This window comes from Nonomuraea rubra, from assembly GCF_014207985.1.
Classification (GTDB): Bacteria; Actinomycetota; Actinomycetes; order Streptosporangiales; family Streptosporangiaceae; genus Nonomuraea; species Nonomuraea rubra.
The window spans coordinates 10587645-10613361 of record NZ_JACHMI010000001.1 but is presented as its reverse complement, the minus strand read 5'-3'; the positions used below and the strand labels follow the sequence as shown (position 1 = coordinate 10613361).

Below are 25717 nucleotides of genomic sequence, written 5' to 3'. Positions count from 1 at the left end.
CACAGCTGGCCGGAGCATCCGGGAAACTAGGTTCGTGCGCGAATACCTGTTCATGGCGCTCATCTCGGCGGCGGTCACGTATCTGCTGGTCCCGCTGGTGCGCCGCTTCGCCATCCGCATCGGCGCCATGCCCGAGGTTCGCGAGCGCGACGTGCACACCACGCCGACGCCCAGGCTGGGCGGCCTGGCGATGTACGGCGGCCTGGTCGTCGGCCTGCTGACGGCCAGCCAGCTCACCCACACCGGCGAGGCCCTGGCCGGGTACGACGCCGACGTGGTCACCGGCCTGATCGTGGCCGGCGGGCTCATCACGGTCACCGGGTTCCTCGACGACTGGTGGGGCATGGACGCCTTCATCAAGCTCGGCGGGCAGATCGCGGCGGCGGGCGTGCTGGTCTTCTTCAACCTGCGGCTGCTCTACATCCCGCTGCCCAAGGACTGGGGCGGCTCGATGAGCCTCGACTACACGCTCAGCACGGTGATCACCATCCTGGTCGTGGTCGTGACCATCAACGCGGTCAACTTCGTCGACGGGCTCGACGGGCTCGCGGCCGGCATCGTCTGCATCGCGGCCATGGCGACCTGGGCGTACTCCATCTTCCTCGCGCAGAGCATGAGCGCGGGCAACATCACCACGACGGCCGCCATCGCCGCGGTCCTCATCGGCACCTGCCTGGGGTTCCTGCCGCACAACTTCCATCCGGCGAAGATCTTCATGGGCGACACCGGGGCCATGCTCATCGGCCTGGTGCTCGCCTCCTCCATCGTGACGGTGACCCCGCTCGACCCGGCCGCCATCGACGACATGAACAAGGTCGGTGTCCTGGTCCCGCTGATGCTGCCGGCCGCGGTGCTGGTGCTGCCGCTGGTCGACCTGATCACGGCCGTGGTGCGGCGCACCTCGCAGGGCCTGTCGCCGTTCGCGCCCGACCGCGGCCACCTGCACCACCGGCTGCTCGACATCGGCCACTCGCAGCGGCGTTCGGTGCTGATCATGTACGCGTGGGCGTTCCTGTTCGCGTTCGGGGTCGTGCTGATGTCCCGCGAGGGTGTGCCGGTGCTGCTGTTCCCGGTCGTCATCGTGCTCGCGCTGGTCGTGCTGGTGCTGATGGCGGCCCCGCGCTGGCGCGGCAGAGGTGGTGCTCACTCGGCGCCGCGGCGCAAGCAGCCCGACAACGACGACGGCCCGCCCACGGGCCCGATGCCGCCCATTTTGCCGGAAACGCAGGTCAGGCCCCAGATGCCGCCGACCGAGGGTCCCTCGCGCGAACGCGCGACGGCCGAGGGAAATCCGGTCTTTCCCGTCTTCCCGAGCCGTTCTTGATCGCGAACTAGAAACGGCAGGTAAAAGCGGTCTTCCGTGAGCTTGTGATATCTTTCACGAGCAGGGACTCCAGACTTACCGGTTCTGGAGGTAGCAAACGCTCGCTTGATAACTCGCTGATGGAGCACCGATGCAGGCCAACGACGTGCGCGTACTCAAGAGCGCCGCGATTCCGACCGCACTGGTCGGTGTGGTCGCCGTGGTCGTGGCATTCCTCACCGCAGCGGGCAAGGGAGCGCTGGGCGCCGCCCTCGGCGCTCTGCTGGTCGGGGTTTTCTTCAGCATCAGCGTGGTAGCGGTGTCCTATGCCGCCCGCGTCTCCCCGCAGATGATGGCGATCGCCGCGATGCTGAGCTACCTCGTCAAGGTCGTCGCCATCATGATCGTGCTGAGCGTCTTCGGTGACACGACCGCCTGGAATTCCAAGGCTTTCGCCTGGTCGGTCGTGGTCTGCACGCTGGTGTGGACGGCCTTCGAGGTGCGCGCCTTCATCAAGACCAAGATGCTTTACGTCGACCCCGAAGCCAAGGTCCCCGGTAAGGGCGACTCATGAGGCTGGTTCGCGGACGGGGTCCGATATGACTAGTCCTCTACTCGCCTGCTATCGTCGGGGCCGCGATGAGCGCACAGGAACGCCGACCGGAAGAAGACGGTCGCGACTTCGCCGATGCCATGTGGTCGGTCCCCAGCTATTTGCTCGCGGGGATGGCCATCTACGGTGGCATCGGCTGGTTGCTGGACCGCTGGCTCGACACGTCCGCGTTCTTCCCCATAGGCACCGTCCTGGGGCTGGTGCTTGCCGGCTATCTGGCCTACCGGAAGTTCTCTCGCTAGTCCGACGTAGCGAAAACTTCGCCGAGGAAACCCTTGTGATCCACTACGACGTTGAAGGGAACGCCGCGTGATTACGCTGACGGCCCCAGCCCACGGCGACGGCGAGTTCACCGCGCCGACGCCGAACGAACTCTTCGACCTGGCTCCGATCATTCCCGGGGTCGAATGGTTCACCAAGCCGGTCCTGCTGGCGGTCCTCAGCGCCATCCTCGTGATCGGCTTGACCTGGGCCGCCTTCTCCAAGCCGAAGCTCGTGCCCAGAGGCATGCAGAACGTCGTCGAATACGGCTACATGTTCGTCCGCGACCAGGTCGCCCGGCCCTTCCTGGGCAAGGACGCCGACCGGTTCATGGGCCTGCTGGTGACGCTGTTCTTCCTGGTCCTCATCTGGAACCTGATGGGTGTCGTCCCGATCGCCCAGTTCCCCGTGGCCTCGCACATCGCCTTCCCGGCGGTGCTCGCGATCTCCATCTACGTGCTGAAGATCTACCTCGGTGTCAAGCACCAGGGCGCCGGCGGCTACTTCAAGAACATGATGTTCCCGCCCGGGCTGCCGAAGCCGATCTACCTGCTGCTGTCGCCGATCGAGTTCCTCTCGAACATGATCATCGCGCCGTTCACGCACGCGGTCCGACTCTTCGCCAACATGTTCGCCGGGCACATGCTGCTCGCGTTCTTCAGCATGGTCGGCTTCTGGTTCCTGTTCGAGAAGCTCACCCCGCTGGGCGCCCCGGTGGGCATCATCGGCGTGGTCATGACGATCATCTTCACCGGCTTCGAGATCTTCATCCAGTTCCTTCAGGCATTCCTCTTCGCGATGCTGGCATCGATGTACATCGGTGGCTCCTTGCACGCAGAACACTGAGAACCACATACCGGAATATCCATGACCGGTGAGACTCCGCTTCACCGGCCGTCCAGTAAAGGAATAACAGTAATGAGCGTTCTCGCTGAGGTCTCCGGCAACGTCACCGCCATCGGTTACGGTCTCGCCGCCATCGGCCCCGGCATCGGCGTCGGCATCATCTTCGGTCAGGGCGTGCAGGCCATCGCCCGCCAGCCGGAGGCGTACGGCCTGATCCGCCAGAACATGCTCCTCGGCTTCGTCCTCACCGAGGCCCTCGCCCTGATCGGTCTGGTCGCGCCGTTCCTCTTCGCGAACCTCTAAAGGCCAGAAGAATCCCTGACGAAAGGCTGCACCAATGAAACTGGCAGCTACGCTCCTCGCGGCGGAGGAGGGTGAGTTCAACCCGCTCCTCCCGCACACGTACGAGCTCGTCGTCGGTATCTTCTCGTTCCTCGTCGTCTTCTTCGTCGTCGGCCGCATGCTCGTCCCGCGTATTCAGAAGACGCTGGCCGAGCGGACCGACGCGATCGAGGGCGGCATCAAGAGGGCGGAGGAGGCGCAGGCGGAGGCTCAGGCCCTGCAGCGGCGCTACTCCGAGCAGCTCGAAGAGGCCCGTCGCGACGCGGCCAGGCTGCGCGAGGAGGCTCGCGAGCAGGCCGCGCAGATCAAGGCAGAGCTTCGTGAGGAGGCGCAGGCTGAGGCCCGCCGCCTCGTCGAGGCCGCGCACGCGCAGATCGAGGCCGACCGCCAGGCGGCCTTCGCCCAGCTCCGCACCGAGATCGGTCGCCTGTCGACCGACCTGGCAGGCCGCATCGTCGGCGAGTCCCTCGAGGACGAGGCCCGCCAGAGCCGGATCGTGGACAGGTTCCTCGACGAGCTGGAGAGCTCCAACGCGCAGGCGGTGCGCTGATGCGCGGTTTGAGCAGGACCTCGCTGGCCGAAGTCGAAGAGCGCTTCAACGCGGTCGCCGGTAGTGCAGACCTCGGTGCGCTCTCCGACGAGCTGTTCGCGGTCGCGGATCTGCTCGACCGCGAGCACGGCCTGCGCCGCGCCCTGTCCGACCCGGCCAGGGCGGCCGAGCAGAAGGCGGGCGTCATGCGCTCGCTGCTCGACGGCAAGGTCGGCGCCGCGGCCCTGGCCACCGCCGAGGCGGCGGTCTCGGCCAAGTGGTCGCGCGCCGGTGACCTGGCCGACGTGCTCGAACGGCTCGGCGTCGTCGCCGCGGCGGCGGAGGCGGAGGGCCAGAGCAGGCTCGACGACGTGGAGGACGAGCTCTTCCGCTTCGGCCGCATCGTCGCCGCCAACCCCGGCCTGCGCCGCGCGCTCGCCGACGCGGCCGCTCCCGAGGAGGGCAAGCGCGAGCTGCTGCGCAGCCTGATCGAGGGCAAGGTCGCCCCGTCCAGCCTGCGCCTCATCACGCAGCTGGTGGTGCACCCGCGTGGGCGTAGCCTGGAAACAGGCCTGGAAGAGGTCGGTCATCTCGTGGCCCAGCAGCGCCAGCGCCTCGTGGCGGTGGTGCGCAGCGCGGTCGAGCTGACCGAGGCGCAGAAGGAGCGCCTGGCGGCGTGGCTGCGCACCTCCTACGGCCGTGACGTGCACCTGAATGTCGAGGTGGACAAGCGAGTGCTCGGTGGGTTCTCGGTCCGCATCGGCGACGAGATCATCGACACCACAATCGTGGGACGAATCGAAGAAGTCCGCCGCCGGTTGGCCGGCTAGGCGAAGAGGGAGACAGAGTAGAGATGGCGGAGCTTACGATCCGGCCGGACGAGATCCGGGACGCGCTTGAGCGCTTCGTCCAGGCGTACGAACCGGAAGGCGCCGCGCGCGAGGAGATCGGGACCGTCGTCGACGCCGGCGACGGCATCGCCCATGTCTCCGGCCTTCCCTCGGCGATGGCGAACGAGCTGCTCGAGTTCGAGAACGGTACGCGCGGCCTGGCACTGAACCTCGACACCCGCGAGATCGGTGTCGTCATCCTGGGCGAGTTCAGCGGCATCGAGGAGGGCCAGACGGTCCGCCGGACGGGCGAGGTCCTGTCCGTGCCCGTCGGCGACAACTTCCTCGGCCGCGTGGTCGACCCCCTGGGCAACCCGCTCGACGGCAAGGGCGCGATCGAGGCCGAGGCGACTCGTGCTCTCGAACTGCAGGCCCCCACCGTCGTCCAGCGGCAGCCCGTGAAGGAGTCGCTGGCCACCGGCATCAAGGCGATCGACGCCATGACGGCCATCGGCCGTGGCCAGCGTCAGCTGATCATCGGCGACCGCGGCACGGGCAAGACCGCGATCGCCGTCGACACCATCCTCAACCAGCGCGACAACTGGGCCTCCGGCGACCCCGCCAAGCAGGTCCGCTGCGTCTACGTCGCGGTCGGCCAGAAGGGCTCGACCGTCGCGCAGGTGCGCGCTCGCCTGGAAGAGGCCGGCGCGATGGAGTACACCACCATCGTCGCGGCCCCCGCCTCCGAGGCCGCGGGCTTCAAGTACATCGCCCCCTACGCCGGCTCGGCGATCGGTCAGCACTGGATGTACCAGGGCAAGCACGTCCTGATCGTCTTCGATGACCTGACCAAGCAGGCGGACGCCTACCGCGCCGTCTCGCTGCTGCTGCGCCGCCCGCCGGGTCGTGAGGCGTTCCCCGGCGACGTCTTCTACCTCCACTCCCGGCTGCTGGAGCGCTGCGCCAAGCTCTCCGACGACATGGGCGGTGGCTCGATGACGGGTCTGCCGGTCATCGAGACCAAGGGCAACGACGTCTCGGCGTTCATCCCGACCAACGTCATCTCCATCACCGACGGCCAGGTCTTCCTCGAGACCGACCTGTTCAACGCCGGTGTGCGCCCGGCCATCAACGTCGGTGTCTCGGTCTCCCGAGTCGGTGGTTCGGCTCAGTCCAAGGCCATGCGGAAGGTCGCGGGCACGCTGCGTCTGTCGCTGTCGCAGTACCGTGACCTGGAGGCCTTCGCGGCCTTCGCCTCCGACCTCGACGCGGCCTCCAAGGCCCAGCTCGAGCGCGGTCAGCGCCTGGTCGAGCTGCTCAAGCAGGCCCAGTACAGCCCGTTCTCGCTCGAGCGCGAGGTGGCCTCGATCTGGGCGGGCACGACGGGCGAGCTGGACGAGGTGCCGATCGAGGACGTGCGCCGCTTCGAGGGCGAGTTCCTCGACTACATCCAGTCGTCGCACAAGGGCATCTTCGACACCATCCGCGAGACCCGCGAGCTGTCCGACGACACGGTGACCGCTCTCAAGGACGCCATCACGGAGTTCAAGAAGGGCTTCACCACCTCCTCGGGTGAGCTGCTGGTCAAGGACGAGCCGGTGGCGCCGCTGGGGGCCGACGAGGTCGGCCAGGAGAAGATCAAGAAGGTCGTCCGTCCGCAGGCGGAGAAGTAGGACATGGGTGCCCAGCTAAGGCTGCTGCGGCGGCGGATCAGCTCGGTCAAGTCGACCGCGAAGATCACGCGCGCCCAGGAGCTCATCGCCTCTTCACGGATCGTGAAGGCGCAGCAGCGGATGCAGGAGGCGCTGCCGTACGAGCGCGAGATCACTCGCGCCGTCACGGGCGTCGTCAGCAACGCCGCCAGCGTCGACCATCCGCTGACCGTGGCGAAGGAGAACCCCGCCAAGGCGGGCGTGCTCATCGTCACCAGCGACAGCGGGTTCTGCGGCGGCTTCAACGCCAACGTGCTGCGCGAGGCCGAGGCCCTGCGCGGGCTGCTGGAGGGCCGCGGGCTGACCGTGGTGCCGTTCGTCACCGGGCGCAAGGGTGTCACCTGGCACACCTTCCGCAACCGGGAGATGGGCGGCAGCTGGGTCGGGTTCTCGCGGAAGCCGGCCTACGCCGACGCCAAGGAGATCGCGAACACGCTGATCGACTCGTTCAAGGACGACAACGGGATCGACGAGATCCACATCGTCTCGACCGAGTTCGTCTCGATGCTCACGCAGAACGTCGTGGTCAAGCGGGTCCTGCCGCTGGAGGTCGAGGAGACCGAGGCGACGGACTCGACGGTGATCCCGCCGTACTTCGAGTTCGAGCCGACCGCCGGCGACGTGCTGGAGTCGCTGCTGCCGCGGTACGTGGAGTCGCGCATCTTCACGGCGCTGCTCCAGTCGGCCGCCTCCGAGGAGGCCGCCCGGCGGCGCGCGATGAAGTCCGCGACCGACAACGCCAACGAGCTGATGCGGGTGCTCACCCAGCAGATGAACCAGGCTCGCCAGGCCGAGATCACCCAGGAAATCAGCGAGATCGTCGGTGGCGCCAACGCGCTCGCTGACGCCGCAGCGGGGAAAGAGTGAAATGACTGCAGAGGCTGTTGAAACTGTAGAAGCCCCCGCGGCCGGCACTGGCCGCGTGGCACGTGTCACCGGCGCCGTCGTCGACGTGGAGTTCCCCGTCGAGGCGATGCCCGACATCTATAACGCGCTCAAGGTCGAGGTGACCCTCGGCGGCGAGACCAAGACCCTGACGCTCGAGGTCGCCCAGCACCTGGGTGACAACCTCGTCCGCGCCATCTCCATGCAGCCCACCGACGGCCTGGTCCGCGGCCAGGCGGTCGCCGACACCGGCGCGCCGATCTCGGTGCCCGTCGGCGACGTCGTCAAGGGCCACGTGTGGAACGCGCTCGGCGAGACGCTCGACGTCCCCACCTCCTCGCTCAAGATCGAGGAGCGGTGGGGCATCCACCGCCCGTCGCCGGCCTTCGACCAGCTCGAGTCCCGTACCGAGCTGCTCGTCACCGGTATCAAGGTCATCGACCTGCTCACCCCGTACGTGCAGGGTGGGAAGATCGGCCTGTTCGGCGGCGCCGGCGTGGGCAAGACGGTGCTCATCCAGGAGATGATCCGCCGTGTCGCCCGCAACTTCGGTGGTACGTCGTGCTTCGCCGGTGTGGGCGAGCGCACCCGTGAGGGCAACGACCTCTGGCTGGAGATGGAGGAGGCGGACGTCCTCAAGGACACCGCGCTCGTCTTCGGCCAGATGGACGAGCCGCCGGGCACCCGTCTGCGCGTGGCCCTGTCGGCCCTGACGATGGCGGAGTACTTCCGCGATGTGCAGAAGCAGGACGTGCTGCTGTTCATCGACAACATCTTCCGCTTCACGCAGGCCGGTTCCGAGGTCTCGACGCTGCTCGGCCGTATGCCGTCCGCCGTGGGTTACCAGCCCACGCTGGCCGACGAGATGGGTGTGCTCCAGGAGCGCATCACCTCGACGCGCGGTCACTCGATCACCTCCATGCAGGCGATCTACGTGCCCGCGGACGACATCACCGACCCGGCCCCGCACAACGCGTTCGCGCACCTCGACGCGCAGACCGTTCTGTCCCGGCCGATCTCGGAGAAGGGCATCTACCCCGCGGTGGACCCGCTCGACTCCTCCTCCCGGATCCTCGACCCGCAGATCGTCGGCGAGGAGCACTACCGGGTGGCCCAGGAGACCAAGCGGATCCTGCAGAAGTACCGCGAGCTCCAGGACATCATCGCCATCCTCGGTATCGACGAGCTCTCCGAGGAGGACAAGGTCACCGTCCAGCGGGCCCGCCGCATCGAGCGCTTCCTGTCGCACCCGATGTACGCGGCCGAGGCCTTCACCGGCCAGCCGGGCGAGACCGTTCCGCTCGACGAGACCATCGCCTCGTTCAAGGGCCTGTGCGCCGGTGAGTACGACCACCTGCCCGAGCAGGCGTTCTTCATGGTCGGTGGCATCGAGCAGGCCATCGCCAAGGCCAAGGAACTCGAGCGCCGCTAATCGCCCCACGGTGGTGGTACGGCGGCTGACCGTCGTGCCACCACCTGATCGGAAAGGAACCTACACAAGTGGCGAAGCTACGCGTAGGGGTTGTCTCACCCGAGCGTGAGATCTGGTCGGGCGAGGCCGACATGGTGATTGCCAAGACCGTGGACGGCGAGATCGGTATTATGCCGCAACACGCACCTGTGCTCGGTGTCCTCGTCGAGGGCGGAGTGCTGCGCGTGAAGCGGGAGGGGGAGCCGGAGCTGGTGGCGGCGGTGCACGGGGGTTTCATCTCCGTCGCCGACGACGAGGTCTCCGTGCTCGCCGAAGTGGCCGAGCTCGGTTCCGAGGTCGACGTCGCGGCTGCCCGCGACGCTCTCGACCGGGCCCAGGCCTCGATCGAGGCCAACCAGGAAGACGCCGACGCGGCAATCGAGGCCAAGCGTGCCAGGGCCCGGCTGCGCGCGGCGGGCGAAGAGGTTTAATACATAGCAAGCGGCGTTCAGGGGGGCGGCATGGTAGCGACGGTTGTGATTCTCGTAGTGCTGCTGGCCGCCCTCATCGTGCTGCGCGGGGTGACGCTGGCCCGTTCGCGCGGCAGTGTGCCCTGTCGCCTGCGGGTGGGGGACCGCGGGTGGCAGAGCGGGGTAGCCCGGTACGCCGACGGGGAGCTCCATTGGATCCCGCTGCTCGGCGTCCGACTCCGGCCGCGTCACGCAATCGCGAGGCGCGGCCTTGTCGTATCCGCGCGGCGGGAGATCGACGGGGGGCTCTTCGCGGTGGACTGCACCGGGAGCACCCGGGGCATCTCGCTGGCGATGAGCGCTGACGCGTTGACGGGTTTCCTGGCGTGGCTGGAGTCCGCGCCGCCCAGCGCCTACCTGGACGTCGCGTAGGTCAGCGGGTGCCGCCGGGCTTCCAGAGCGGCTCGTCGCCGGCGTGAGCCACGCGGCAGGCGACGAACAGCAGGTCCGACAGCCGGTTGAGGTACTTGGCCGTCAACGGGTTCATGTCGTCGTGGGCCTCCAGGGCCGCCCAGGTCGTACGCTCCGCCCTGCGTACCGTGACCCGGGCCACGTGCAGGGCCGCCGTGGCGGGGTCGCCGCCCGGCAGGATGAAGCTGCGTAGCGGCGTGAGATCGGCGTTGAAGCGGTCGATCTGCTCCTCCAGCCGGTCGATGTAGGCCTGCTCCACCCGCAGCGGCGGGAACTCCGGCTCCGGGACGACCGGTGTGGCCAGGTCGGCCCCCAGGTCGAAGAGCTCGTTCTGGACGCGGACCAGGCACTGCGCCAGGTCCTCGGGGAACGTGCCGTGGGACAGCGCCAGGCCCAGGTGGGCGTTGGCCTCCTCGACGTCGGCGTAGGCCGCGAGCCGGGAGTCGGTCTTCGAGGTGCGGCTCATGTCGACCAGCGCTGTCGTGCCGTCGTCTCCGCCCCGGGTGTAGATATGGGAGAGAACGACAGGCTTGTCCTTGTCCGCGCGCGTCATGGTTTCAGCGTAGTGACAAATGTCATCCGAATCCTCCGCGGGATCCACATCGGGCCGGTGATTTCCACGACTACCTGGGCGAACCCGACTGAAGCCACTATTGACCCATGACGAAGGAGATGACCTGATGCTCGAGATCAGCGAGCTGCGCAAGCGTTTCGCGGGCGGCCCCGACGCCCCCGGCGGCAAGGTCGCCCTCGATGGGATCAGCTTCACGGTACGCCCGGGTGAGATGTTCGGCTTCGTCGGCGCGAACGGCGCGGGCAAGACCACGACGATGCGCATCGTGATGGGCGTGCTCCAGGCGGACTCCGGCTCGGTGAGCTGGCAGGACAGGCCACTCGGCTACGACGACCGCCAGCGGTTCGGGTACATGCCCGAGGAGCGTGGCCTGTACCAGAAGATGCGGGTCGCCGAGCAGATCGAGTACTTCGGCCGCCTGCACGGGCTGGGCACGCAGGCTGCCAAGAAGGCCACCGGCGACCTGCTGGAGCGGCTCGGGCTGACCGAGCGCAGGGACGACATGGTGCAGGCGCTCTCGCTGGGCAACCAGCAGCGCGTGCAGCTCGCCGTGGCGCTGGTGCACGACCCCGAGCTGCTGATCCTCGACGAGCCGTTCTCGGGCCTGGACCCGATCGCGGTGGACGCGCTGGCCACGGTGCTGCAGGAGCGGTGCAGGGGCGGCGTGCCGGTGATCTTCTCCAGCCACCAGCTCGAGCTCGTCGAGCGGCTGTGCGACTCCGTGGGCATCGTCTCCGGGGGCCGGATGGTGGCCTCGGGCACGGTGGCCGGGCTGCGGGCCGCCGAGAGCGACACGCTGCGCGTGGTCGTCCGCGAGCCCGCCCCTGGCTGGGCCGACGGCCTGCCCGGCACGGTGACCGTGCAGGGCGACAGGCACGTTCTGATGACGAACGAGGGCGACGACCAGGAGATCCTGCGCCGCGCCATGAAGGCCGGCCACGTCGAGCACTTCGGCGTCGAGCGGCCGTCCCTCACCGAGATCTTCAAGGAGGCCGTGGCGTGAACGGATTGTGGCTGGTCGCCCGGCGCGAGATCAGCACGCAGGTCAGGACCAGGGCGTTCGTGATCGGCCTGCTCGTCACGGCGCTGCTGGTGGCGGCGGTGTCCTTCCTGCCCAGGATCATGAACCAGGGCGACACCTACACCATCGGCCTGGTCAACTCCCAGCAGCTCCCGCTGCACGCCGCCGCACCCGAGATCGAGTTCGAGTGGCGCAAGTTCGCCGACGAGGCGGCGGCCAGGCAGGCCGTGCTCGACGGCGACCTGGACGCGGCACTGGTCGACGACCGCAGGGTGCTCACCGACGGGGAGATCCAGACCGAGCTCGGGGTGCTGCTGCAGAGCGTCAGCCGCGAGTTCAAGCTGGGCGCCGCAGGGGTGGCCATCCCGCCGCTGGAGATGCAGTCCGTGGGCGCCGACACCCGGTACGAGGCCGCGCGCCAGGGCATCGCCACCGTGCTCGTGCTGCTGCTGTTCATGCTGCTCATGGGGCAGATCGTGATGGTGGCCATGGGGGTGGTCGAGGAGAAGGGCAGCCGGATCGTGGAGATCCTGCTCGCCTCGGTGCGGCCGTGGCAGCTGCTCGGCGGCAAGATCCTCGGGCTGGGCGTGCTCGGCCTGATCAACCTGGTCACGATCCTGGTGATCGGCCTGGCCGCCTCGTCCGTCTCCGGCCTGGCCGCCGACTTCCCGCCGGGCATGGTGGGGCTGGTGGTCGCGGTGGTGGTGTGGTTCGTGCTCGGGTACGCCTTCTTCGCCACGCTGTCGGCGGCGTTCGCCTCGCTGGTCTCCCGCCAGGAGGAGGTGAACACCGTGCTGACGCCGCTCACCATGATGATCATGGCGACCTACTTCGTGTCGTTCTACGTCACCAACGAGCCCACGGGCACGCTGGCCACGGTCCTGTCGTACGTCCCGCCGTTCTCCTCCATGGTCATGCCGGTGCGGATGGCCGCGACCGAGGTGCCCATGTGGCAGGTGGGCGCCTCGATGGTGGCGATGTTGCTGGCCGTGCTGGTGGTGCTCAGGCTCGGCGCCACGGTGTACGAGCGGGCGGTGCTGCGGACGGGGGCGCGGCTGAAGTTCGGCGAAGTGCTGCGCAGCCGGTAGATGAATGAGATCGAACGGGCACGGCGCTACACCTGGCACGTCCTGATATCAGGGATCGCCGCCACCTGGGTGGTCATCGTCGTCAACTTCGGCGCCAGGCTGGACGCGGGGCTGCTCAACTGGTGGCGTACCGTGCCCGCCCTGGCCGCCGCGGCCGCGTTCACCTGGCTGTGCCCGCGCATCATCCGCGAGCTGATGGACCGCCGTTACCCCACCAGGCTGGTGGTGGTGGCGGCGGTCCTCGCGTGTGCCACGGCTCTCCTGGGCGGGCCCGACCTGGCCTCCTGGGGCTTCATCCTCGTGGCGTGGCTGTCCATCGCCACGCTGAACATCACCCGGCTCGCCTCGCTGCTGATCGCGGCGGGCACGTGGCTGTTCGGCGTGGCGGCGGCGACCGCGACCTGGCGGGACGGCCTGTTCACCGTCGGGCTGGACCTGGCGTTCGACGAGGTGCTGTTCGTCAACGCGCTGATGTACGGGGTCCTGTGCGCGATCGTGCCGCCGTCCAACAGGTTGTGGGTCTGGACCTGGATGCTGACGGAGGAGGCGCACAAGGGCCGTGAGGCGCACACGAAGCTGGCCCTGGCCGAGGAGCGGCTGCGCTTCGCCAGGGACCTGCACGACCTCGTGGGGCACCAGCTCTCGGCCATCGCGGTCAAGACCGAGCTGGCCGTACGGCTGTCGGACGTGGACGCGGACGCGGCCAGAGCCGAGATGAGCGAGGTGAACGCGCTGACCAGGAAGGCGCTCAAGGAGCTGCGCCAGGCCGTGCGCGGCTACCGCGAGCTTGACTTGGCCGCCGAGGTGAATAGCGTGAAAGGTGTGCTCGAAGCGGCGGGGGTCCGCTGCGAGGTTCTCCTGCCCTATCGTGACCTGCCCTCCGGCGTGGCCCCGGTGTTCGCCTACGCCGTGCGCGAGGCGGTGACGAACGTGCTCAAGCACAGCACCGCGACGTTCTGCGAGATCTCCATCCGCTTCACCGAGCAGGAGGCCGAGCTCGTCGTGCGCAACGACGGCGTGGCCCGCCGGCAGGCGGTGGACCTGGGGAGCGGCCTGGCGGGCATGGGCGAGCGGCTGGCGGCCGTGGGCGGCGAGATGAGGGCGACCCCGACGGCCGACGGGCAGTTCCTGCTCGTGGCTGTCGTGTCATTGCCGCTGACGGGGTAGGGGAGTAGTACGTATGCGCATACGTGACTGAGGAGGTGGCATGCGCGTCCGGGGCAAGCCGGGTGCCCAGGTGGTGCGGATCGGGAACCGGCTCGACGCCGGCACGTCGGCCGGAGTGCGCGAGCGCCTGCACAAGGCGCTCGACTCCGGTGAGGGCGATCTGATCCTGGATCTCTCCAAGCTGGAGATGATCGACGCCACCGGTCTCGGCGTGCTCGTGGGGGCGCACAGGCGCGCGCTGAGCGTCGAGCGCCGACTCGTTCTTCGGGGGGTGCCACCGAGGATCATGCGGATACTCGCGGTGACCCGGCTGAATCGGGTGCTGCACGTGGAGGCTCCGGCGGCCGCGGTGGCCTGAGGTGACATATCCGAGCGGGCGACGATCAGCCGTTGCCCGCTCTTTCCATACTTAGACAAAATGTAGATTTCGGTTGACCGACTCCGCTAAACGCCCGATGAATGACCGGTGGATTACCCGTTCAGCCGGTGCCGAGGCTCTGATTGAAGATGTGGACGGCGACCGCGACGAGTTCGTCGATGTCCGGCTGCTCCTCGGAGAGCAGCCATTCGATGAGCAACTCTTGTAACGCCCCAATTACTCCGAGTGCCACCAGGCGCCGATTCAACTCGGCGCCGAGCGGGAAATCGGCGGACGCCTCCTCGACCAGCCGGGCGAACGCCGCCACCGCGCGCTGACGGGAGAGTGTCAGGACGTCTCCCGATCTGCGCACCTCGACGTGCATGATCCGGGCCCGCCGCCAGTCGGCCGTGGTGAACTCGATATAGGCGCGAATCCCGGCCTTGACTCTCCCGTCAAGCGTGTCGGGGGCCTCCTCCAGCGCCTTGGCGACGACCGAGAGGCTTTCCTCCACGCAGCGCTCGTGTAACGCCTGGAGCAGCTCCTCGCGTCCGCCGAAACATTCGTAGAAGGCCCGGTTGGAGATCCTGGCCTCCGAGCACAGCCTTTCGATGGTCGTCGCCGTGAAACCCGGCTTCGCGTATAGCGTGTACGCGGCCGTCATCAGCCGCTCGCGTCTGTCTGCCAGCCTTTGCTCAGCCGACATTCCCCGGTAAGACCGGTTCACATTCCACCCGTCCAACATGATCGTGGCCCCCAGAGCACACAATTATGGACGGATGATCCGTTAAGGGAAAGGGTAAGAAGATTATCTTTTACGTCGGCCGTGCAAGAACGTGACGAGTCTGACCAGTCGCTCAAGCTCCGCGGGCCCCCGATTGAACGATGTCAGGTTCATCCCGGGCATCGCGAAGCGCTGCCTGGCGATCGCCTTCGAGCGGGCGAACTCGCGCAGCCCGTCGGCCCCGTGGATCCTGCCGAACCCGGAATCGCCGATCCCGCCGAAGGGCAGCGCGGGCACTCCGGCGAACGAGATGACGGAGTTGATCGCGGTCATCCCGCTGCGCATGAGGCGTGCCAGCTCCGTCGCGCGGCGCGCGTTCCGGCTGAAGATCGTGCCGCCCAGCCCGTACGCCGACGCGTTGGCCAGCGACAACGCCTCCTGCGCGTCGCGCGTGCGGCGCACCGTGATGGTGGGGCCGAACGTCTCCTCGCGTACGGCGGGCGAGTCCTCCGGCACGTCCTCGACGATCACCGGATCGACGTACGGCGCCCGCACGGAGTCCGGCCCGCCCGCGATCACCTTGCCCGCCTTCGTGGCGTCGTCGATGTGCCGCTTGATGATCTCCACCTGGCCCGGCATGGTGATCGGCCCGTACTGCTCGCCGGCCTTCACCTTCGTCACCCGCTCGGACAGCTCGCGCATGAAACTTTCATAGACGGCGTCCACGACGTAGACCCGCTCGACGCCGACACAGGTCTGCCCGGCGTTGGCCATCGCGCCCCACAGGCAGGCGTCGGCGGCGGCCGCGAGATCGGCGTCGGCGTCCACGATGAACGCGTCCTTGCCGCCGCACTCGGCCACGATCGGCGTGAGGTTCTCGGCGCAGGCCGCCATGACCCTCTTGGCGGTGGCGGTGGAGCCGGTGAAGGCGATCTTCTTGACCCGGGGGTCGGCCGCCAGCGCCGCGCCGGTCTCGCCCAGCCCCGTCACGGTCTGGAACACCGGGTGCTCGGGCACCGACTCCTCGAAGAGCTTGGCCAGCCGGACACCGACGCCGGGGGTCAGCTCGCTGGGCTTGAAGACGACCGCGTTGCCGGCCGCCAGCGCGTACGCGATGGAGCCCATGGGGGTGAAGACCGGGTAGTTCCACGGGCCGATGACGCCGACGACGCCGAGGGGGAGGTACTCCAGCGTGGCGGCCAGGTTGAGGCCGATCATGCCGGTGGCCACCCGGCGGCGGCCGAGCACCTTCTGGGCGTTGCGCGCGGCCCAGTCGAGGTGCGTGAGGGCGAGCACGAGCTCCAGCGTGGCGTCACCCTCCGGCTTGCCCGTCTCCTGGTGGACGAGCGTGGCCAGCTCCTTGAGGTGCTGGGCGAGGACCGCCTTGTAGTCGAGCAGCCGCCGCCTGCGCTCGGCCGGGCCGAGCGCAGCCCACCACGCGGCGGCCTCCTCGGCCCGGCCCACCGCCTCGTGCACGGCGTCGGGGCTCTGCTTGGGGTGACTGCCGACGATCTCGCCGGTCGCCGGGTTGAGTGAGTCGAACGTCAGCGTCGTCATGGCGTCACGATAATCCGGTAAGGCGTCACTTACCAGAATCAGGTGGCAGGTCGCCACATTCCCCATACCGGCGGCCCGCCGGGCAGGGTGAAGCGCTCGGTGACCTGGAAACCGTGCCTCTCGTAGAACGGGACGTTCGACTCCTTGCTGCTCTCCAGATAGACCGGCGCGTCGCAGCGGGCCAGCCCCTCCCGCATGAGGGCGCTGCCCACGCCCGTGCCCTGCAGCTCCGGCACCGTGCCGAGCTGCGCCAGGTACCAGTGCGGCTGCTCGGGCCGGTGCCCGGCCATCGTCTCGTCGAGCGTCATCCCGTACGGCACCCGATCCCCCATCGCGGCGATCAGGCCCGGGATGGCGGCCTCCTCGTCGGGCCGGTGGCCTGGCGGGTCCCAGATGGCCACGCCGGAGACGGCACCGGCGGTGCCGGCCACGTCGGTGATGGCGTGGACGTGCCGGGCGAGCGCGACGAACATGGCGGCCACCCCCTTCCCGCCGGGCAGCAGCCACTGGATGACCGGATCGTCATGGAACGCCCTGGCCAGCGCGTCGCCGATCGCGTCCGCCTCGTGCTCCCAGTCCGCGGCTCTGATGTTCACGCCTCCTCCATCCAGGATCCGTGGAAGCCGGCGGGCACGCGGCGCGGCAGCCGTACCGAGGCCACGTCGGACAGGTCGCGGGCGTCCAGCACCAGCAACCGCGAGGAGTCGCCCGCGGTGACCACGGACAGCAGCCACCCCTCGTCCTCGGCGGACGCACCCGCGGCCGGCACGAACACCGCCTCGCCCGTGTCGCCCCCGGTCCTCCTGACCTGGGAGCCGCCGTCGCGCTGATCGTACTTGACCACGCTGTCCTCGCCGACCGTGTAGAGGTAGCGGCTCGGCCGCCCGAGCAGGTCCTCGTTGAACGTCGGGAACTCCACGTCGCGGTCGTCCAGCGCCTCCTCCTTGGCCACGCCCGTCACCGGGTCGAGCGTCCACCGGTGCAGGACGGCCGCTCCTGACGCGGCGGCCGACGCCGCGGGGTCCTTCGCGCCGCCGATCTCCTCCCACAGCGGCGCGAACCGGTCACGGCTGTACCGGGCGCCGTTGAGGACGATGCGCCCGTGAGCGTCCTCCCAGGCGTTGCCGACGTGGAAGACGTAGCAGGGATCCACCTCGAACCACCGCGTCGGCCCGCCCGCCCTGGGCGTCACGCCGATCCTGGCGCCGTAGTCGTCCTCCCACGCGTACGGCATGCCACCCCGCTCCAGGCGGAACACCACCGGCAGGTCGAGCCAGACGAGATGGTGCTCGGTGACGGCGAAGTCGTGCATCATCGTCGGGCCGGGCACCTCGATCTCCCTGCTCTCCACCAGCTCGCCCCCTGCCGACAGCCGGTGGTAGGTGAGGTACGGCGGGAAGAAGCCGTAGCCGAAGAAGTGCAGCTCGCCGGTGACCGGGTCCTGCTTGGGGTGGGCGGTCATCGCGGTGGTGAGCCGCCCGCCGAAGTCCACCGGCCCGACGGTGTCCAGCTCGGGCGTCACCTCGTACGGCAGGCCGCTCTCGACCAGGGCCAGGATGCGGCCCGAGTGCCGGACGACGTGGGTGTTGGCGGGCACGGCCGCCAGGTCGACGCCCGTCTCGCCGACGAACGGAGCGTTCTCGGTGAACGCCTTCGTGCGCACCCACCGGTTCCGGTACCACTCGGCGCGGCCGTCGCGCAGGCGCACGCCGTGCAGCATGCCGTGGCCGGCGAACCAGTGGCCCGGGTCCTCGCCGGGGCGGGGGTTGGGGCCGTTGCGGACGTAGCGGCCGGTCAGCTCCTCCGGCAGCTCGCCGGTGACGGTCAGGTCGTGGGCGTCGATCTCGTCGGGGACGGGAGCGAGGTTGCCGCTGAGGTACTTGGGGGTCATCGATCCTCCAATGTTGATAGGTCGAAGGTAAAACGTCCATCGATGACCTGTCAACATTGGAATGTGGGAGTACGGAAAAGGCCGCCCCACCCCTGCCCAGGGGGAGACGGCTAGAAGAGGGTCGGATTCTCCGGCTCGATGCCGCGCAGGGCGTCGTAGTCGAGCGTCACGCAGTCGATGCCGCGGTCGGTGGCCAGCACGCGGGCCTGGGGCTTGATCTCCTGAGCCGCGAAGACCCCGCGCACAGGGGAGAGCAGCGGATCGCGGTTGAGCAGCTCCAGGTAGCGCGTGAGCTGCTCGACGCCGTCGATCTCACCGCGCCGCTTGATCTCCACCGCCACCGTCGCCCCCGTGGCGTCCCTGCACAGGATGTCCACGGGCCCGATCGCCGTCATGTACTCGCGCCGGACCAGCGAATAGCCCTCGCCCAGCGTCGTGATGTGCTCGGCGAGCAGCTCCTGGAGGTGGGCCTCCACGCCGTCCTTGATCAGCCCGGGGTCCACCCCCAGCTCGTGGCTGGAGTCGTGGAGGATCTCCGCCATGGTCAGGACCAGCTTCTCGCCGGTCTTGCCGTGGGTGACCGTCCAGGTCTCGCCGTCCTCCTTGAGCTTGCACGGCGGATTCATCCAGTTGAGCGGCTTGAAGGCGCGGTCGTCAGCGTGGATGCTCACGCTGCCGTCCGCCTTGATGAGGACGAGCCTCGGCGCCATCGGCAGGTGTGCCGTGAGCCGTCCGATGTAATCCACGCTGCATCGCGCGATGACCAGCCGCATGACCGTCCACCTTAGTGCCTCTGGAAAACTGGACGCATGGCGTTCGAACGGGTGGGTCTGGTCTGTCCTGGCACGAGGGGTGCCGCGAGCGGGTTCCCCCGCCGATGAGCCCTCGCCGTGCCCGCCGGAGGGAGTCCTCCCGCCCTTTCGGCTTCCCGACCGGCCTGGACAAGGTGGAGGAATGGCCCGACGGGGAGTGGAAGGTGCGCATGCTCACCGGCGCCTCCTCGACCAAGAACTACCGGTGCCCCGGCTGCGACCAGGAGATCCGCAGCGGGCAGCCGCACCTCGTGGCCTGGCCCAACTGGCCGGGCGGCGACGAGGAGCGCCGCCACTGGCACCAGGCCTGCTGGCGTAAGAGACTCGACCGCGGCCCCGGCCGCACCCGTTACTGAAGGGACCTTTCGGTGGAGATTCGCGCGGCGACCGTGCTGCCCGCCCGGCGGGAGCCGATCGAGCTGCACACGGCCGACGGCCTGACCCTGGTCGGCGAGCTGGCCCAGCCCCTCGACCGGCCGCCGGTGGCGACGCTGGTGACCCTGCACCCGCTGCCCACCCACGGCGGGTTCATGGACAGCCACGTCTACAAGAAGGCCGCCAACCGGCTGCCCGCGCTGGCCGACCTGGCCGTGCTGCGCTTCAACACCCGCGGCACCTCCTCCGAACGCGGCACCTCCCAGGGGACGTTCGACGGCGGCGAGGGCGAGCGGTACGACGTGGCCGCGGCGCTGGAGTACGCCGAGTACCACGACCTGCCGCACGTGTGGGTGGTCGGCTGGTCGTTCGGCACCGAGCTGACGCTGAAGTGGGCACACGACCCGCTGGTGGAGGGCGCGATCCTGCTCTCGCCGCCGCTGCACAGGGCCACCGAGGCCGACCTCGACTCCTGGGCGGCGTTCGGCCGGCCGCTGACGGCGCTGGTGCCGGAGTTCGACGACTACCTGAGGCCGGAGGAGGCCCGCGCCCGGTTCGCCAGGATTCCGCAGGCCGAGGTGATCGGGGTCGACGGGGCCAAGCACCTGTGGGTGGGGGAGCCGTACGTGCGGATCGTGCTGGACGAGATCGTCAAGCGGGTCAACCCGGCGGCCTGGCCGCTCCCCACAGAGGTCTGACGACTTTCTCGCACCCGCCGTGCGGTCATGAAGGAATCTTTGAGCAGAATGACCAGAACACTGGACCCCGCGGACGGGCGGGAGTGAGAATCCGAACGTCAACAGAAGATCGTGGAGACGCCGGGCGGCCTCCCGTCCCGAGCGTAATCCCTGCTCGGCATGGGCGAGGCACGTATGCGGGTAGTGCATGGACTGGTCGCGGCGGCGTTATCTATCACGGCATTGACGGCCCCCCAACCGGTGGCCGCCCAGGACGAACCCGAGCGGCCCGCGGCCGCCCAGGACGAACCCGAGCGGCCGGCGGCCGCTCAACCGGCGCAGGAGCAGGCCGCGGTCGCCGCGGCGCGCAGCGCGGGCAGGCCCGTCGAGGTGGAGTCGATGCGCAGCGAGACGCGCACGGTCTTCGCCCAGCCCGACGGCACGATGACCATGGAGCTGAACGTCCGGCCCGTCCGGGTGCGCAAGGACGGCGGCTGGGTGCCCGTGGACACCACGCTGCGGCTGCGCCCCGACGGCGCGGTCGAGCCGGTCGCCGCCGCGGTGGACCTGGCCTTCTCCGGCGGCGGCGACGCGCCGCTGGCCCGCCTGTCGCGCGGCGCCAAGTCGATGGAGCTGGGCTGGACCGGCGCGCTGCCCAAGCCTGCGCTGAGCGGTGACACCGCCACGTACGCCGAGGTCATGCCGGGCGTGGACCTCCAGGTCACCGCCGACGTGGACGGCTTCTCCCACCTCCTGGTGGTCAAGTCGCGGGCCGCCGCCGCGGGCCTGACCGAGCTGGCGTACCCGCTCACGGCCGAGGGCCTGACGCTGGAGACCGACAGGGTGGGCAACCTGGAGGCCACCGACGAGAACGAGGGCACGATCTTCATCGCGCCCACCCCCAAGATGTGGGACTCCCGGGGCATCACCAGCCCGAAGGCGCTGAAGGAGGGCCGCTCGCCCGAGGCCCGCGAGGCCACGATGGGCGTGGAGCTGAAGGGCAGGCACCTGCGGCTCAAGCCCGACCTGAAGATGTTGTCGGACACGAAGACCAAGTTCCCCGTCTACCTGGACCCGTACTTCTCGGCCGCGCGGGGCTCGTGGACGGCCGTCTGGAGCAACTGGCCCAACTCCAACTACCTCAACTCCAGCGACGTCGCGCGGGTGGGCCACGTCGAGTCGCAGAAGAACCGCTCGTTCTTCAACATGGCCACCGGCTCCACCATCCACGGCAAGCAGATCATCAAGGCGACGCTGCGCACGTACGAGACGTGGTCGTACTCGTGCAGCGCCCGCAAGGTGGAGGCGTGGGGCACCGGCGCCGCCAACAAGAGCACCACGTGGAACAACCAGCCGTCGTGGAGCAGGCTGCTCGCCACGGTGAACGTCGCCAAGGGCTGGGGTTCGAGCTGCCTGCCCGGCGGCGTGGAGTTCGACGTCACCTCGTGGATCGCCGACGCCGCCGCCAAGAAGTGGTCGCAGGCCACCATCGGCCTGCGGGCCACCAGCGAGACCGACGTCTACGCGTGGAAGAAGTTCAAGAACAACCCGAGCCTGGTCATCGAGTACAACTCGCTGCCGGCCGACCCGGTCGCCGCCGACGTCTGGTCGGACCCGGGCGGCCCCTGCGTCTCCGGTGACGGCCGCCCGATCATCGCCACCGCCGCGCCCAAGCTGTGGGCCAAGCTCAAGGACACCGACAACTCGGTCAAGGGCCGCTTCGAGTGGTACAACGCCGCCGGCGTGAAGACCGGCGAGTACGTCACCCCGCTCGGCTCCACAGGCACCGCCTTCTCCGCCACGATCCCGCAGACCCTGTACGCCGACGGCTCGCTGATCCGCTGGCGCGTCCGCGCCGAGGACGGCAAGGCCACCAGCGCGTGGAGCCCCTGGTGCGAGGCCACCGTGGACGCCACAGCCCCGGGCAGGGAGCCCACGGTCTCCTCGCCCCAGTACACCGAGAACGCCTGGAGCGACGGGGTCGGCCTGCCCGGCACGTTCTCCTTCGGCCCGAACGGCGTCGCCGACGTGGCCGCCTACGTCTGGGGCCTGGACTCCACGCCCACGACCGAGGTCGCCCCCGGCCAGGACGGCGGCGCCACGATCGCCGTGACCCCGCGCCACGACGGCCCGAACGTGCTGGCCGTACGGAGCAAGGACCGCGCCGGCCAGCTCGGCCCCATCCGCACCTACGTCTTCAACGTCAACCCGGGCAAGGGCCCCAGCGGGCACTGGACGATGGACGACGGCCAGGGCACCACGGCCGCCGACGCCACGGGCGCGCACCCGGCCACGCTCAGCGGGGCCACGTGGACCACCGGCAAGACCGGCACCGCGCTCAGGCTGGCCAACTCCTACGCGCAGACCTCGGCCCCCGTCATCGACACCAGCCGCAACTTCACCGTCACCGCCTGGGCGCGCCTGACCGGCAACGCCGCCTCCGCCACCGCCGTCACCCAGGAAGGCGGCAGGACGGGCGCGTTCGCCCTGCAGTACGCCAAGGCCAACGACCGCTGGGCGCTGACCCTGGCCGGCTCGGACACCGACGGCGCGCCCGCCGTACGGGCCCTGTCGGCCGCGGCCCCGCGGCTGAACGAATGGACCCACCTGGCCGGCGTCTACGACTCGGCGGCGCGCCAGATCTCGCTCTACGTGAACGGCCGGCTGGAGGGCACGGCCGCCGTCACCACCCCGTGGAACGCCACGGGCCCCCTGACGATCGGCCGAGGGAAGGTCGCCGGGGCGGCTTCGGAGCACTGGCCCGGGGACGTCGACGAGGTGCGCGCCTACGGCCGCGCGATGTTCGCCGACGAGGTCGCCGATCTGGTCAACAGCGCTGCCACGCTGGTGGGCCACTGGACGCTGGACGAGGAGTCCGGCACGTCGGCGGCCGACTCCTCGGGCCGGGCGACCGCCGCGACGCTGTCCGGAGCCGCCTCGTGGACATCCGGCTGGCTGGACGGGGCGCTCGCGCTCGACGGCGTGAACGGCCACGCCCAGGCGGGTGCGCCCGCCGTCAACACCAGGACCGGCTTCACCGTCGCCGCCTGGACCCAGCTCGACTACCTGCCCACCCGCGACACGGCGGCCGTGGCGCAGCCGGGCGGGCGGGCCGCCGGGTTCCAGCTCGGCTTCGACAAGGAGCAGGGGAGGTGGACGCTCGGCATGTCCGCCGCCGACACCGACACCGCCGCCCTCGTACGGACCCGCTCCGACGCCATCCCGAACCCGCTGGAGTGGACGCACGTCGCCGGCGTCTACGACGCGCTGGCCGGTGAGCTCCGCGTCTACGTCAACGGCCGCCTGTCGGCCACCACCGTCACCGACCACCTGAGCACCTGGAACGCCACCGGGCCGCTGCAACTGGGCCGGACCAAGGCCGCGGGCGTCTTCACCGGCTACTGGCCGGGGACCGTGGACGACGTCCGCACCTACGACGGCGTCCTGAGCGCCGAGCAGATCGCTCAGCTGGCCGCCCAGTAGTCCTTCCGCACGAGCCGCCGGCGCGGGACCTCCGAGGTCTCGCGCCGGTGGCGTTCTCGGGGGATCTGTCCATAGAATCTTGTTCGGTTTCCGGTCATGGAGGAGGCGGCGTGGGCGCGTTCGATCTCGCGGGTAAGCAGGCCCTGGTCACCGGGGCGTCGAGGGGGATCGGGCGGGCCATCGCGCTCGCGTACGCCGAGGCAGGAGCCGACGTGGCGCTCGTCTCGCGCTCGGCCGGGACGCTGGCCGAGGTGGGCAAGGAGATCGAGGCGCTGGGGCGGCGCGCGGTCGTCATCCCCGCCGACCTCACCGACCGCGAGGCCGCCGCCTCCGCCGTCGCGGCCGCGATCGGCGGGCTCGGGCACCTCGACATCGTCGTCAACAACGCCGGCGGGTCGAACTTCCTGGTCGAGTTCAAGGACCTGCGGCTGTCCGGGTGGGACAAGCTGATGCGGCTCAACCTCGACTCCGCCATGGCCGTCTGCCACGCGGCCGCTCCCCACCTGCTCGGCCGGGGTGACGGGGTGGTCATCAACGTGGCCTCCGTGGCCGCGCTCGGCGCGCCCCTGCTCGCCCCGTACGCCGCCGCCAAGGCCGGGCTGGTGGCGCTGACCAAGACGCTGGCCGTGGAGTGGGCGGGCTCCGGCGTGCGGGTCAACGCCCTGTGCCCCGGGTGGACGGCCACCGACCTCAACCGCAACCTGTGGGGGGACGAGGCGTCGGGCGCGGCCACGGTGGCGAGCGTGCCGATGCGGCGGTGGGGGACCGCCGAGGAGATGGCGCAGCCTGCCGTGTTCCTGGCGAGCGCGGCGTCGGCGTACATGACGGGGCAGGTGCTGTTCGTCGACGGGGGCGCGACCGCCGTCTGATCACGCGGGCGGCACGTTCTCCTCGTACTCGCCGTCCACGTTGCCCGGGGGCTCGAAGACGAAGACGATGACCGTCTCGTAGTGGTCCTGGCCCTGGCCGGCCACGCGGGCGGCGCCCATCGCCTTGCCGGCCTTCCAGACGAGCTGGCTGAAGTGGCAGGGGCGCGGATCGTTCCAGTCGTAGCCCATGCGCTGGGCGTACCAGCCGGCCACGGCCTCGGCGGCCTCGCTCATGTCCTCGCCCTCGCTCCGGTACACGATCTCGCCGGTGCCCGCTCGTACGGGGCCGTACCCGGACCGCCTGGATATCTCGGCCGCCCTGGTCTTGGCGTACTCGACCAGCAGCGGGTCCATGACGAGGGGCGGGACGTGGTGGCGGGCGCGGTGGGCGTTCGTCTCGTGCAGCGCCTGGAGCAGGAAGCCGGCGTTGGTGGCGTCGGGGAGCGCTGGACGGGTGCCTGCCATGCCTGTGGGACCTGTCATGCCTGTCACCTCGGAATGCACGTCTCTGTGCCTGGATTGTGCGCGTGAATTATTCGTCGGGCAATGTCAGATTTATGGCGGACATTGGCTGAGTGTGGCTTTTGTCGGCGTAGTCGGGACCGATCGGCATGAGCCATTGAGTGATTGTCGCCGTGAACCGGGCTACCGTGTGATCCGTGCAGCTCTACACGAGATCTGCCGGGACCGGGGTCCCGGTTGTGCTGCTTCACGCGTTCCCGCTCTCGTCGGCCATGTGGCTGGCCCAGCGGGAAGGGCTGGCCAGGGTCTGCCGGGTCATCACCCCTGACCTGCGCGGCTTCGGCGGGTCGCGGCTGGGCGAGGACGAGCCCTCGCTGGACCTGATGGCCGACGACGTCGCGAGGCTGCTCGACGAGGAGGGTATCGACAGGGCGGTCGTCGGCGGGCTGTCGATGGGCGGTTACGTGACGATGGCGTTCTGCCGCCGGCACCCCGACCGGGTGCTCGGGGTGATCCTGGCCGACACCAAGGCCGGCGCCGACCCGCCCGCGGCGCGGGACAACAGGGAGCGCATCGCGCAGGCCGTGCTGTCCGGCGGCAACGAGGTGCTGGTCACCGAGGTGCTGCCCGCGCTCATCGGGCGGACCACCAGGGAGCGGCGGGCCATGGTGTTCGGCCGGGTCAAGGGGCTGGTGCAGTCGGCGCCGCCGGGCGCCGTCGCCTGGGCCCAGCGGGCCATGGCCGCCAGGCCCGACTCGTTCGAGACGCTGAGCGGGCTCAAGGTGCCGCTGCTGATCATCGTGGGGGACGAGGACGAGCTGTCGCCGCCCTCCGACGCCGAGGCGATGGCGCAGGCCGTGCCGGAGGGCAAGGTGGAGATCATCCCGAAGGCGGGGCACCTCAGCGCGGTCGAGCAGCCCGAGGCGTTCAACACGGCCGTGATCGAGTTCCTCAAGGCGCAGCTCGGCGGCGTGCCGAGGTAGGGG

28 protein-coding genes are annotated in these 25717 nt (G+C 69.5%); 21 read left to right on the top strand and 7 right to left on the bottom strand.

Annotation, left to right across the window (positions count from 1 at the left end; translation table 11 throughout):
* The first annotated feature begins 34 nt into the window (after nt 1–34).
* The 12 genes from HD593_RS48380 to HD593_RS48325 all read left to right on the top strand — a co-directional run bounded on the left by HD593_RS48380 (nt 35) and on the right by HD593_RS48325 (nt 9634).
* Nucleotides 35–1324 (top strand): glycosyltransferase family 4 protein, encoded by a 1290-nt coding sequence (locus HD593_RS48380; protein ID WP_185109616.1) that lies wholly within the window; start codon nt 35–37, stop codon nt 1322–1324.
* 130 nt (nt 1325–1454) lie between these two features.
* Nucleotides 1455–1877, top strand: a complete 423-nt coding sequence (locus tag HD593_RS48375) for a Cg1360 family ATP-synthase-associated protein (protein WP_185109615.1) — start codon at nt 1455–1457, stop codon at nt 1875–1877.
* Between the two features lie 65 nt (nt 1878–1942).
* Nucleotides 1943–2158: an AtpZ/AtpI family protein gene (locus tag HD593_RS48370; RefSeq protein WP_246547139.1), complete on the top strand. Its 216-nt coding sequence runs from the start codon at nt 1943–1945 to the stop codon at nt 2156–2158.
* A 67-nt stretch (nt 2159–2225) separates the two neighbouring features.
* Nucleotides 2226–3023 (top strand): F0F1 ATP synthase subunit A, encoded by a 798-nt coding sequence (gene atpB / locus HD593_RS48365; RefSeq protein ID WP_185109614.1) that lies wholly within the window; start codon nt 2226–2228, stop codon nt 3021–3023.
* A 72-nt stretch (nt 3024–3095) separates the two neighbouring features.
* Entirely contained in the window at nt 3096–3326 is a 231-nt protein-coding gene (gene atpE, locus HD593_RS48360; protein ID WP_103955992.1) for an ATP synthase F0 subunit C, read from the top strand.
* A 34-nt stretch (nt 3327–3360) separates the two neighbouring features.
* The gene (locus tag HD593_RS48355; RefSeq protein WP_185109613.1) at nt 3361–3915 is read left to right on the top strand and encodes a F0F1 ATP synthase subunit B; all 555 of its coding nucleotides are present in this window, start codon (nt 3361–3363) and stop codon (nt 3913–3915) included.
* Entirely contained in the window at nt 3915–4724 is an 810-nt protein-coding gene (locus tag HD593_RS48350) for a F0F1 ATP synthase subunit delta (protein ID WP_185109612.1), read from the top strand. Before HD593_RS48355 ends, HD593_RS48350 begins: the two co-directional genes overlap by 1 nt.
* A 23-nt stretch (nt 4725–4747) precedes the next feature.
* A complete protein-coding gene (gene atpA / locus HD593_RS48345; protein ID WP_185109611.1) occupies nt 4748–6397 on the top strand; it encodes a F0F1 ATP synthase subunit alpha in 1650 nt (549 codons plus the stop codon).
* Nucleotides 6398–6400: 3 nt separating this feature from the next.
* On the top strand, nt 6401–7303 hold the full coding sequence (locus HD593_RS48340; protein ID WP_185109610.1) for a F0F1 ATP synthase subunit gamma: 903 nt from the start codon (nt 6401–6403) through the stop codon (nt 7301–7303).
* A gap of 1 nt (nt 7304) precedes the next feature.
* A complete protein-coding gene (gene atpD, locus HD593_RS48335; RefSeq protein ID WP_185109609.1) occupies nt 7305–8753 on the top strand; it encodes a F0F1 ATP synthase subunit beta in 1449 nt (482 codons plus the stop codon).
* Between the two features lie 68 nt (nt 8754–8821).
* The gene (locus tag HD593_RS48330; protein ID WP_080042501.1) at nt 8822–9223 is read left to right on the top strand and encodes a F0F1 ATP synthase subunit epsilon; all 402 of its coding nucleotides are present in this window, start codon (nt 8822–8824) and stop codon (nt 9221–9223) included.
* Between the two features lie 45 nt (nt 9224–9268).
* Complete coding sequence (locus tag HD593_RS48325; RefSeq protein WP_312904276.1) at nt 9269–9634, top strand: DUF2550 domain-containing protein; 366 nt, start codon at nt 9269–9271, stop codon at nt 9632–9634.
* A gap of 1 nt (nt 9635) precedes the next feature.
* Here HD593_RS48325 and HD593_RS48320 read toward each other — a convergent pair whose 3' ends face one another.
* Nucleotides 9636–10226: a cob(I)yrinic acid a,c-diamide adenosyltransferase gene (locus tag HD593_RS48320; protein ID WP_185109607.1), complete on the bottom strand. Its 591-nt coding sequence runs from the start codon at nt 10224–10226 to the stop codon at nt 9636–9638.
* A gap of 127 nt (nt 10227–10353) precedes the next feature.
* On the opposite strand from HD593_RS48320, the gene HD593_RS48315 reads away from it, so the two are divergent.
* From HD593_RS48315 to HD593_RS48300, 4 genes are read left to right on the top strand one after another with little or no spacing between them, the layout of a single operon-like run.
* Nucleotides 10354–11250, top strand: coding sequence for an ABC transporter ATP-binding protein (locus HD593_RS48315; RefSeq protein WP_185109606.1), 897 nt, complete (start codon nt 10354–10356; stop codon nt 11248–11250).
* On the top strand, nt 11247–12356 hold the full coding sequence (locus HD593_RS48310; protein WP_185109605.1) for an ABC transporter permease: 1110 nt from the start codon (nt 11247–11249) through the stop codon (nt 12354–12356). Before HD593_RS48315 ends, HD593_RS48310 begins: the two co-directional genes overlap by 4 nt.
* Nucleotides 12357–13523 (top strand): sensor histidine kinase, encoded by a 1167-nt coding sequence (locus HD593_RS48305; RefSeq protein WP_185109604.1) that lies wholly within the window; start codon nt 12357–12359, stop codon nt 13521–13523. It abuts the gene before it with no gap.
* Between the two features lie 40 nt (nt 13524–13563).
* Complete coding sequence (locus HD593_RS48300; protein ID WP_185109603.1) at nt 13564–13881, top strand: STAS domain-containing protein; 318 nt, start codon at nt 13564–13566, stop codon at nt 13879–13881.
* Nucleotides 13882–14002: 121 nt separating this feature from the next.
* On the opposite strand, the gene HD593_RS48295 is transcribed toward HD593_RS48300, so the two are convergent.
* From HD593_RS48295 to nucS, 5 genes are all read right to left on the bottom strand, one after another.
* Complete coding sequence (locus HD593_RS48295; RefSeq protein ID WP_246547137.1) at nt 14003–14545, bottom strand: TetR/AcrR family transcriptional regulator; 543 nt, start codon at nt 14543–14545, stop codon at nt 14003–14005.
* A gap of 144 nt (nt 14546–14689) precedes the next feature.
* Nucleotides 14690–16162 (bottom strand): aldehyde dehydrogenase family protein, encoded by a 1473-nt coding sequence (locus HD593_RS48290; RefSeq protein WP_185109601.1) that lies wholly within the window; start codon nt 16160–16162, stop codon nt 14690–14692.
* Between the two features lie 38 nt (nt 16163–16200).
* Nucleotides 16201–16758 carry a GNAT family N-acetyltransferase gene (locus HD593_RS64825; RefSeq protein WP_312904274.1) on the bottom strand — a complete coding sequence of 186 codons (558 nt, stop codon included), beginning with the start codon at nt 16756–16758 and terminating at the stop codon, nt 16201–16203.
* Nucleotides 16755–18053 (bottom strand): carotenoid oxygenase family protein, encoded by a 1299-nt coding sequence (locus HD593_RS48280; protein ID WP_185109600.1) that lies wholly within the window; start codon nt 18051–18053, stop codon nt 16755–16757. The genes HD593_RS64825 and HD593_RS48280 overlap by 4 nt, the downstream gene beginning before the upstream one ends.
* Before the next feature lie 110 nt (nt 18054–18163).
* Nucleotides 18164–18826: an endonuclease NucS gene (nucS, locus tag HD593_RS48275; protein WP_185109599.1), complete on the bottom strand. Its 663-nt coding sequence runs from the start codon at nt 18824–18826 to the stop codon at nt 18164–18166.
* Nucleotides 18827–18930: 104 nt separating this feature from the next.
* On the opposite strand from nucS, the gene HD593_RS48270 reads away from it, so the two are divergent.
* The 4 genes from HD593_RS48270 to HD593_RS48255 all read left to right on the top strand — a co-directional run bounded on the left by HD593_RS48270 (nt 18931) and on the right by HD593_RS48255 (nt 24269).
* Complete coding sequence (locus HD593_RS48270; RefSeq protein ID WP_185109598.1) at nt 18931–19221, top strand: ATP/GTP-binding protein; 291 nt, start codon at nt 18931–18933, stop codon at nt 19219–19221.
* A gap of 12 nt (nt 19222–19233) precedes the next feature.
* Nucleotides 19234–19938 carry an alpha/beta hydrolase gene (locus HD593_RS48265; protein WP_185109597.1) on the top strand — a complete coding sequence of 235 codons (705 nt, stop codon included), beginning with the start codon at nt 19234–19236 and terminating at the stop codon, nt 19936–19938.
* 222 nt (nt 19939–20160) lie between these two features.
* Entirely contained in the window at nt 20161–23400 is a 3240-nt protein-coding gene (locus HD593_RS48260; protein WP_246547135.1) for a LamG-like jellyroll fold domain-containing protein, read from the top strand.
* Between the two features lie 110 nt (nt 23401–23510).
* Nucleotides 23511–24269, top strand: coding sequence for an SDR family NAD(P)-dependent oxidoreductase (locus HD593_RS48255; protein ID WP_185109595.1), 759 nt, complete (start codon nt 23511–23513; stop codon nt 24267–24269).
* Here the strand turns inward: HD593_RS48255 and HD593_RS48250 are convergent, their stop codons facing one another.
* Entirely contained in the window at nt 24270–24752 is a 483-nt protein-coding gene (locus HD593_RS48250; RefSeq protein WP_185109594.1) for a CAP domain-containing protein, read from the bottom strand.
* Between the two features lie 218 nt (nt 24753–24970).
* Here HD593_RS48250 and HD593_RS48245 point away from each other — a divergent pair, with 218 nt between their 5' ends.
* On the top strand, nt 24971–25714 hold the full coding sequence (locus HD593_RS48245) for an alpha/beta fold hydrolase (RefSeq protein ID WP_312904272.1): 744 nt from the start codon (nt 24971–24973) through the stop codon (nt 25712–25714).
* Nucleotides 25715–25717 lie beyond the last annotated feature (3 nt).

What these genes read in the sequence shown, in the direction of transcription:
- HD593_RS48270 (WP_185109598.1), top strand. Translation starts at nt 18,931, where the DNA reads ATGAGCCCTCGCCGTGCCCGCCGGAGGGAGTCCTCCCGCCCTTTCGGC.
- HD593_RS48370 (WP_246547139.1), top strand. Translation starts at nt 1,943, where the DNA reads ATGAGCGCACAGGAACGCCGACCGGAAGAAGACGGTCGCGACTTCGCC.
- atpE (WP_103955992.1), top strand. Translation starts at nt 3,096, where the DNA reads ATGAGCGTTCTCGCTGAGGTCTCCGGCAACGTCACCGCCATCGGTTAC.
- atpA (WP_185109611.1), top strand. Translation starts at nt 4,748, where the DNA reads ATGGCGGAGCTTACGATCCGGCCGGACGAGATCCGGGACGCGCTTGAG.
- HD593_RS48340 (WP_185109610.1), top strand. Translation starts at nt 6,401, where the DNA reads ATGGGTGCCCAGCTAAGGCTGCTGCGGCGGCGGATCAGCTCGGTCAAG.
- HD593_RS48250 (WP_185109594.1), bottom strand. Translation starts at nt 24,752, where the DNA reads ATGACAGGTCCCACAGGCATGGCAGGCACCCGTCCAGCGCTCCCCGAC.
- HD593_RS48320 (WP_185109607.1), bottom strand. Translation starts at nt 10,226, where the DNA reads ATGACGCGCGCGGACAAGGACAAGCCTGTCGTTCTCTCCCATATCTAC.
- nucS (WP_185109599.1), bottom strand. Translation starts at nt 18,826, where the DNA reads ATGCGGCTGGTCATCGCGCGATGCAGCGTGGATTACATCGGACGGCTC.
- HD593_RS48295 (WP_246547137.1), bottom strand. Translation starts at nt 14,545, where the DNA reads ATGACGGCCGCGTACACGCTATACGCGAAGCCGGGTTTCACGGCGACG.
- HD593_RS48280 (WP_185109600.1), bottom strand. Translation starts at nt 18,053, where the DNA reads ATGACCCCCAAGTACCTCAGCGGCAACCTCGCTCCCGTCCCCGACGAG.
- HD593_RS48315 (WP_185109606.1), top strand. Translation starts at nt 10,354, where the DNA reads ATGCTCGAGATCAGCGAGCTGCGCAAGCGTTTCGCGGGCGGCCCCGAC.
- HD593_RS48305 (WP_185109604.1), top strand. Translation starts at nt 12,357, where the DNA reads ATGAATGAGATCGAACGGGCACGGCGCTACACCTGGCACGTCCTGATA.
- HD593_RS48300 (WP_185109603.1), top strand. Translation starts at nt 13,564, where the DNA reads ATGCGCGTCCGGGGCAAGCCGGGTGCCCAGGTGGTGCGGATCGGGAAC.
- HD593_RS48375 (WP_185109615.1), top strand. Translation starts at nt 1,455, where the DNA reads ATGCAGGCCAACGACGTGCGCGTACTCAAGAGCGCCGCGATTCCGACC.
- HD593_RS48350 (WP_185109612.1), top strand. Translation starts at nt 3,915, where the DNA reads ATGCGCGGTTTGAGCAGGACCTCGCTGGCCGAAGTCGAAGAGCGCTTC.
- atpD (WP_185109609.1), top strand. Translation starts at nt 7,305, where the DNA reads ATGACTGCAGAGGCTGTTGAAACTGTAGAAGCCCCCGCGGCCGGCACT.
- HD593_RS48355 (WP_185109613.1), top strand. Translation starts at nt 3,361, where the DNA reads ATGAAACTGGCAGCTACGCTCCTCGCGGCGGAGGAGGGTGAGTTCAAC.
- HD593_RS48290 (WP_185109601.1), bottom strand. Translation starts at nt 16,162, where the DNA reads ATGACGACGCTGACGTTCGACTCACTCAACCCGGCGACCGGCGAGATC.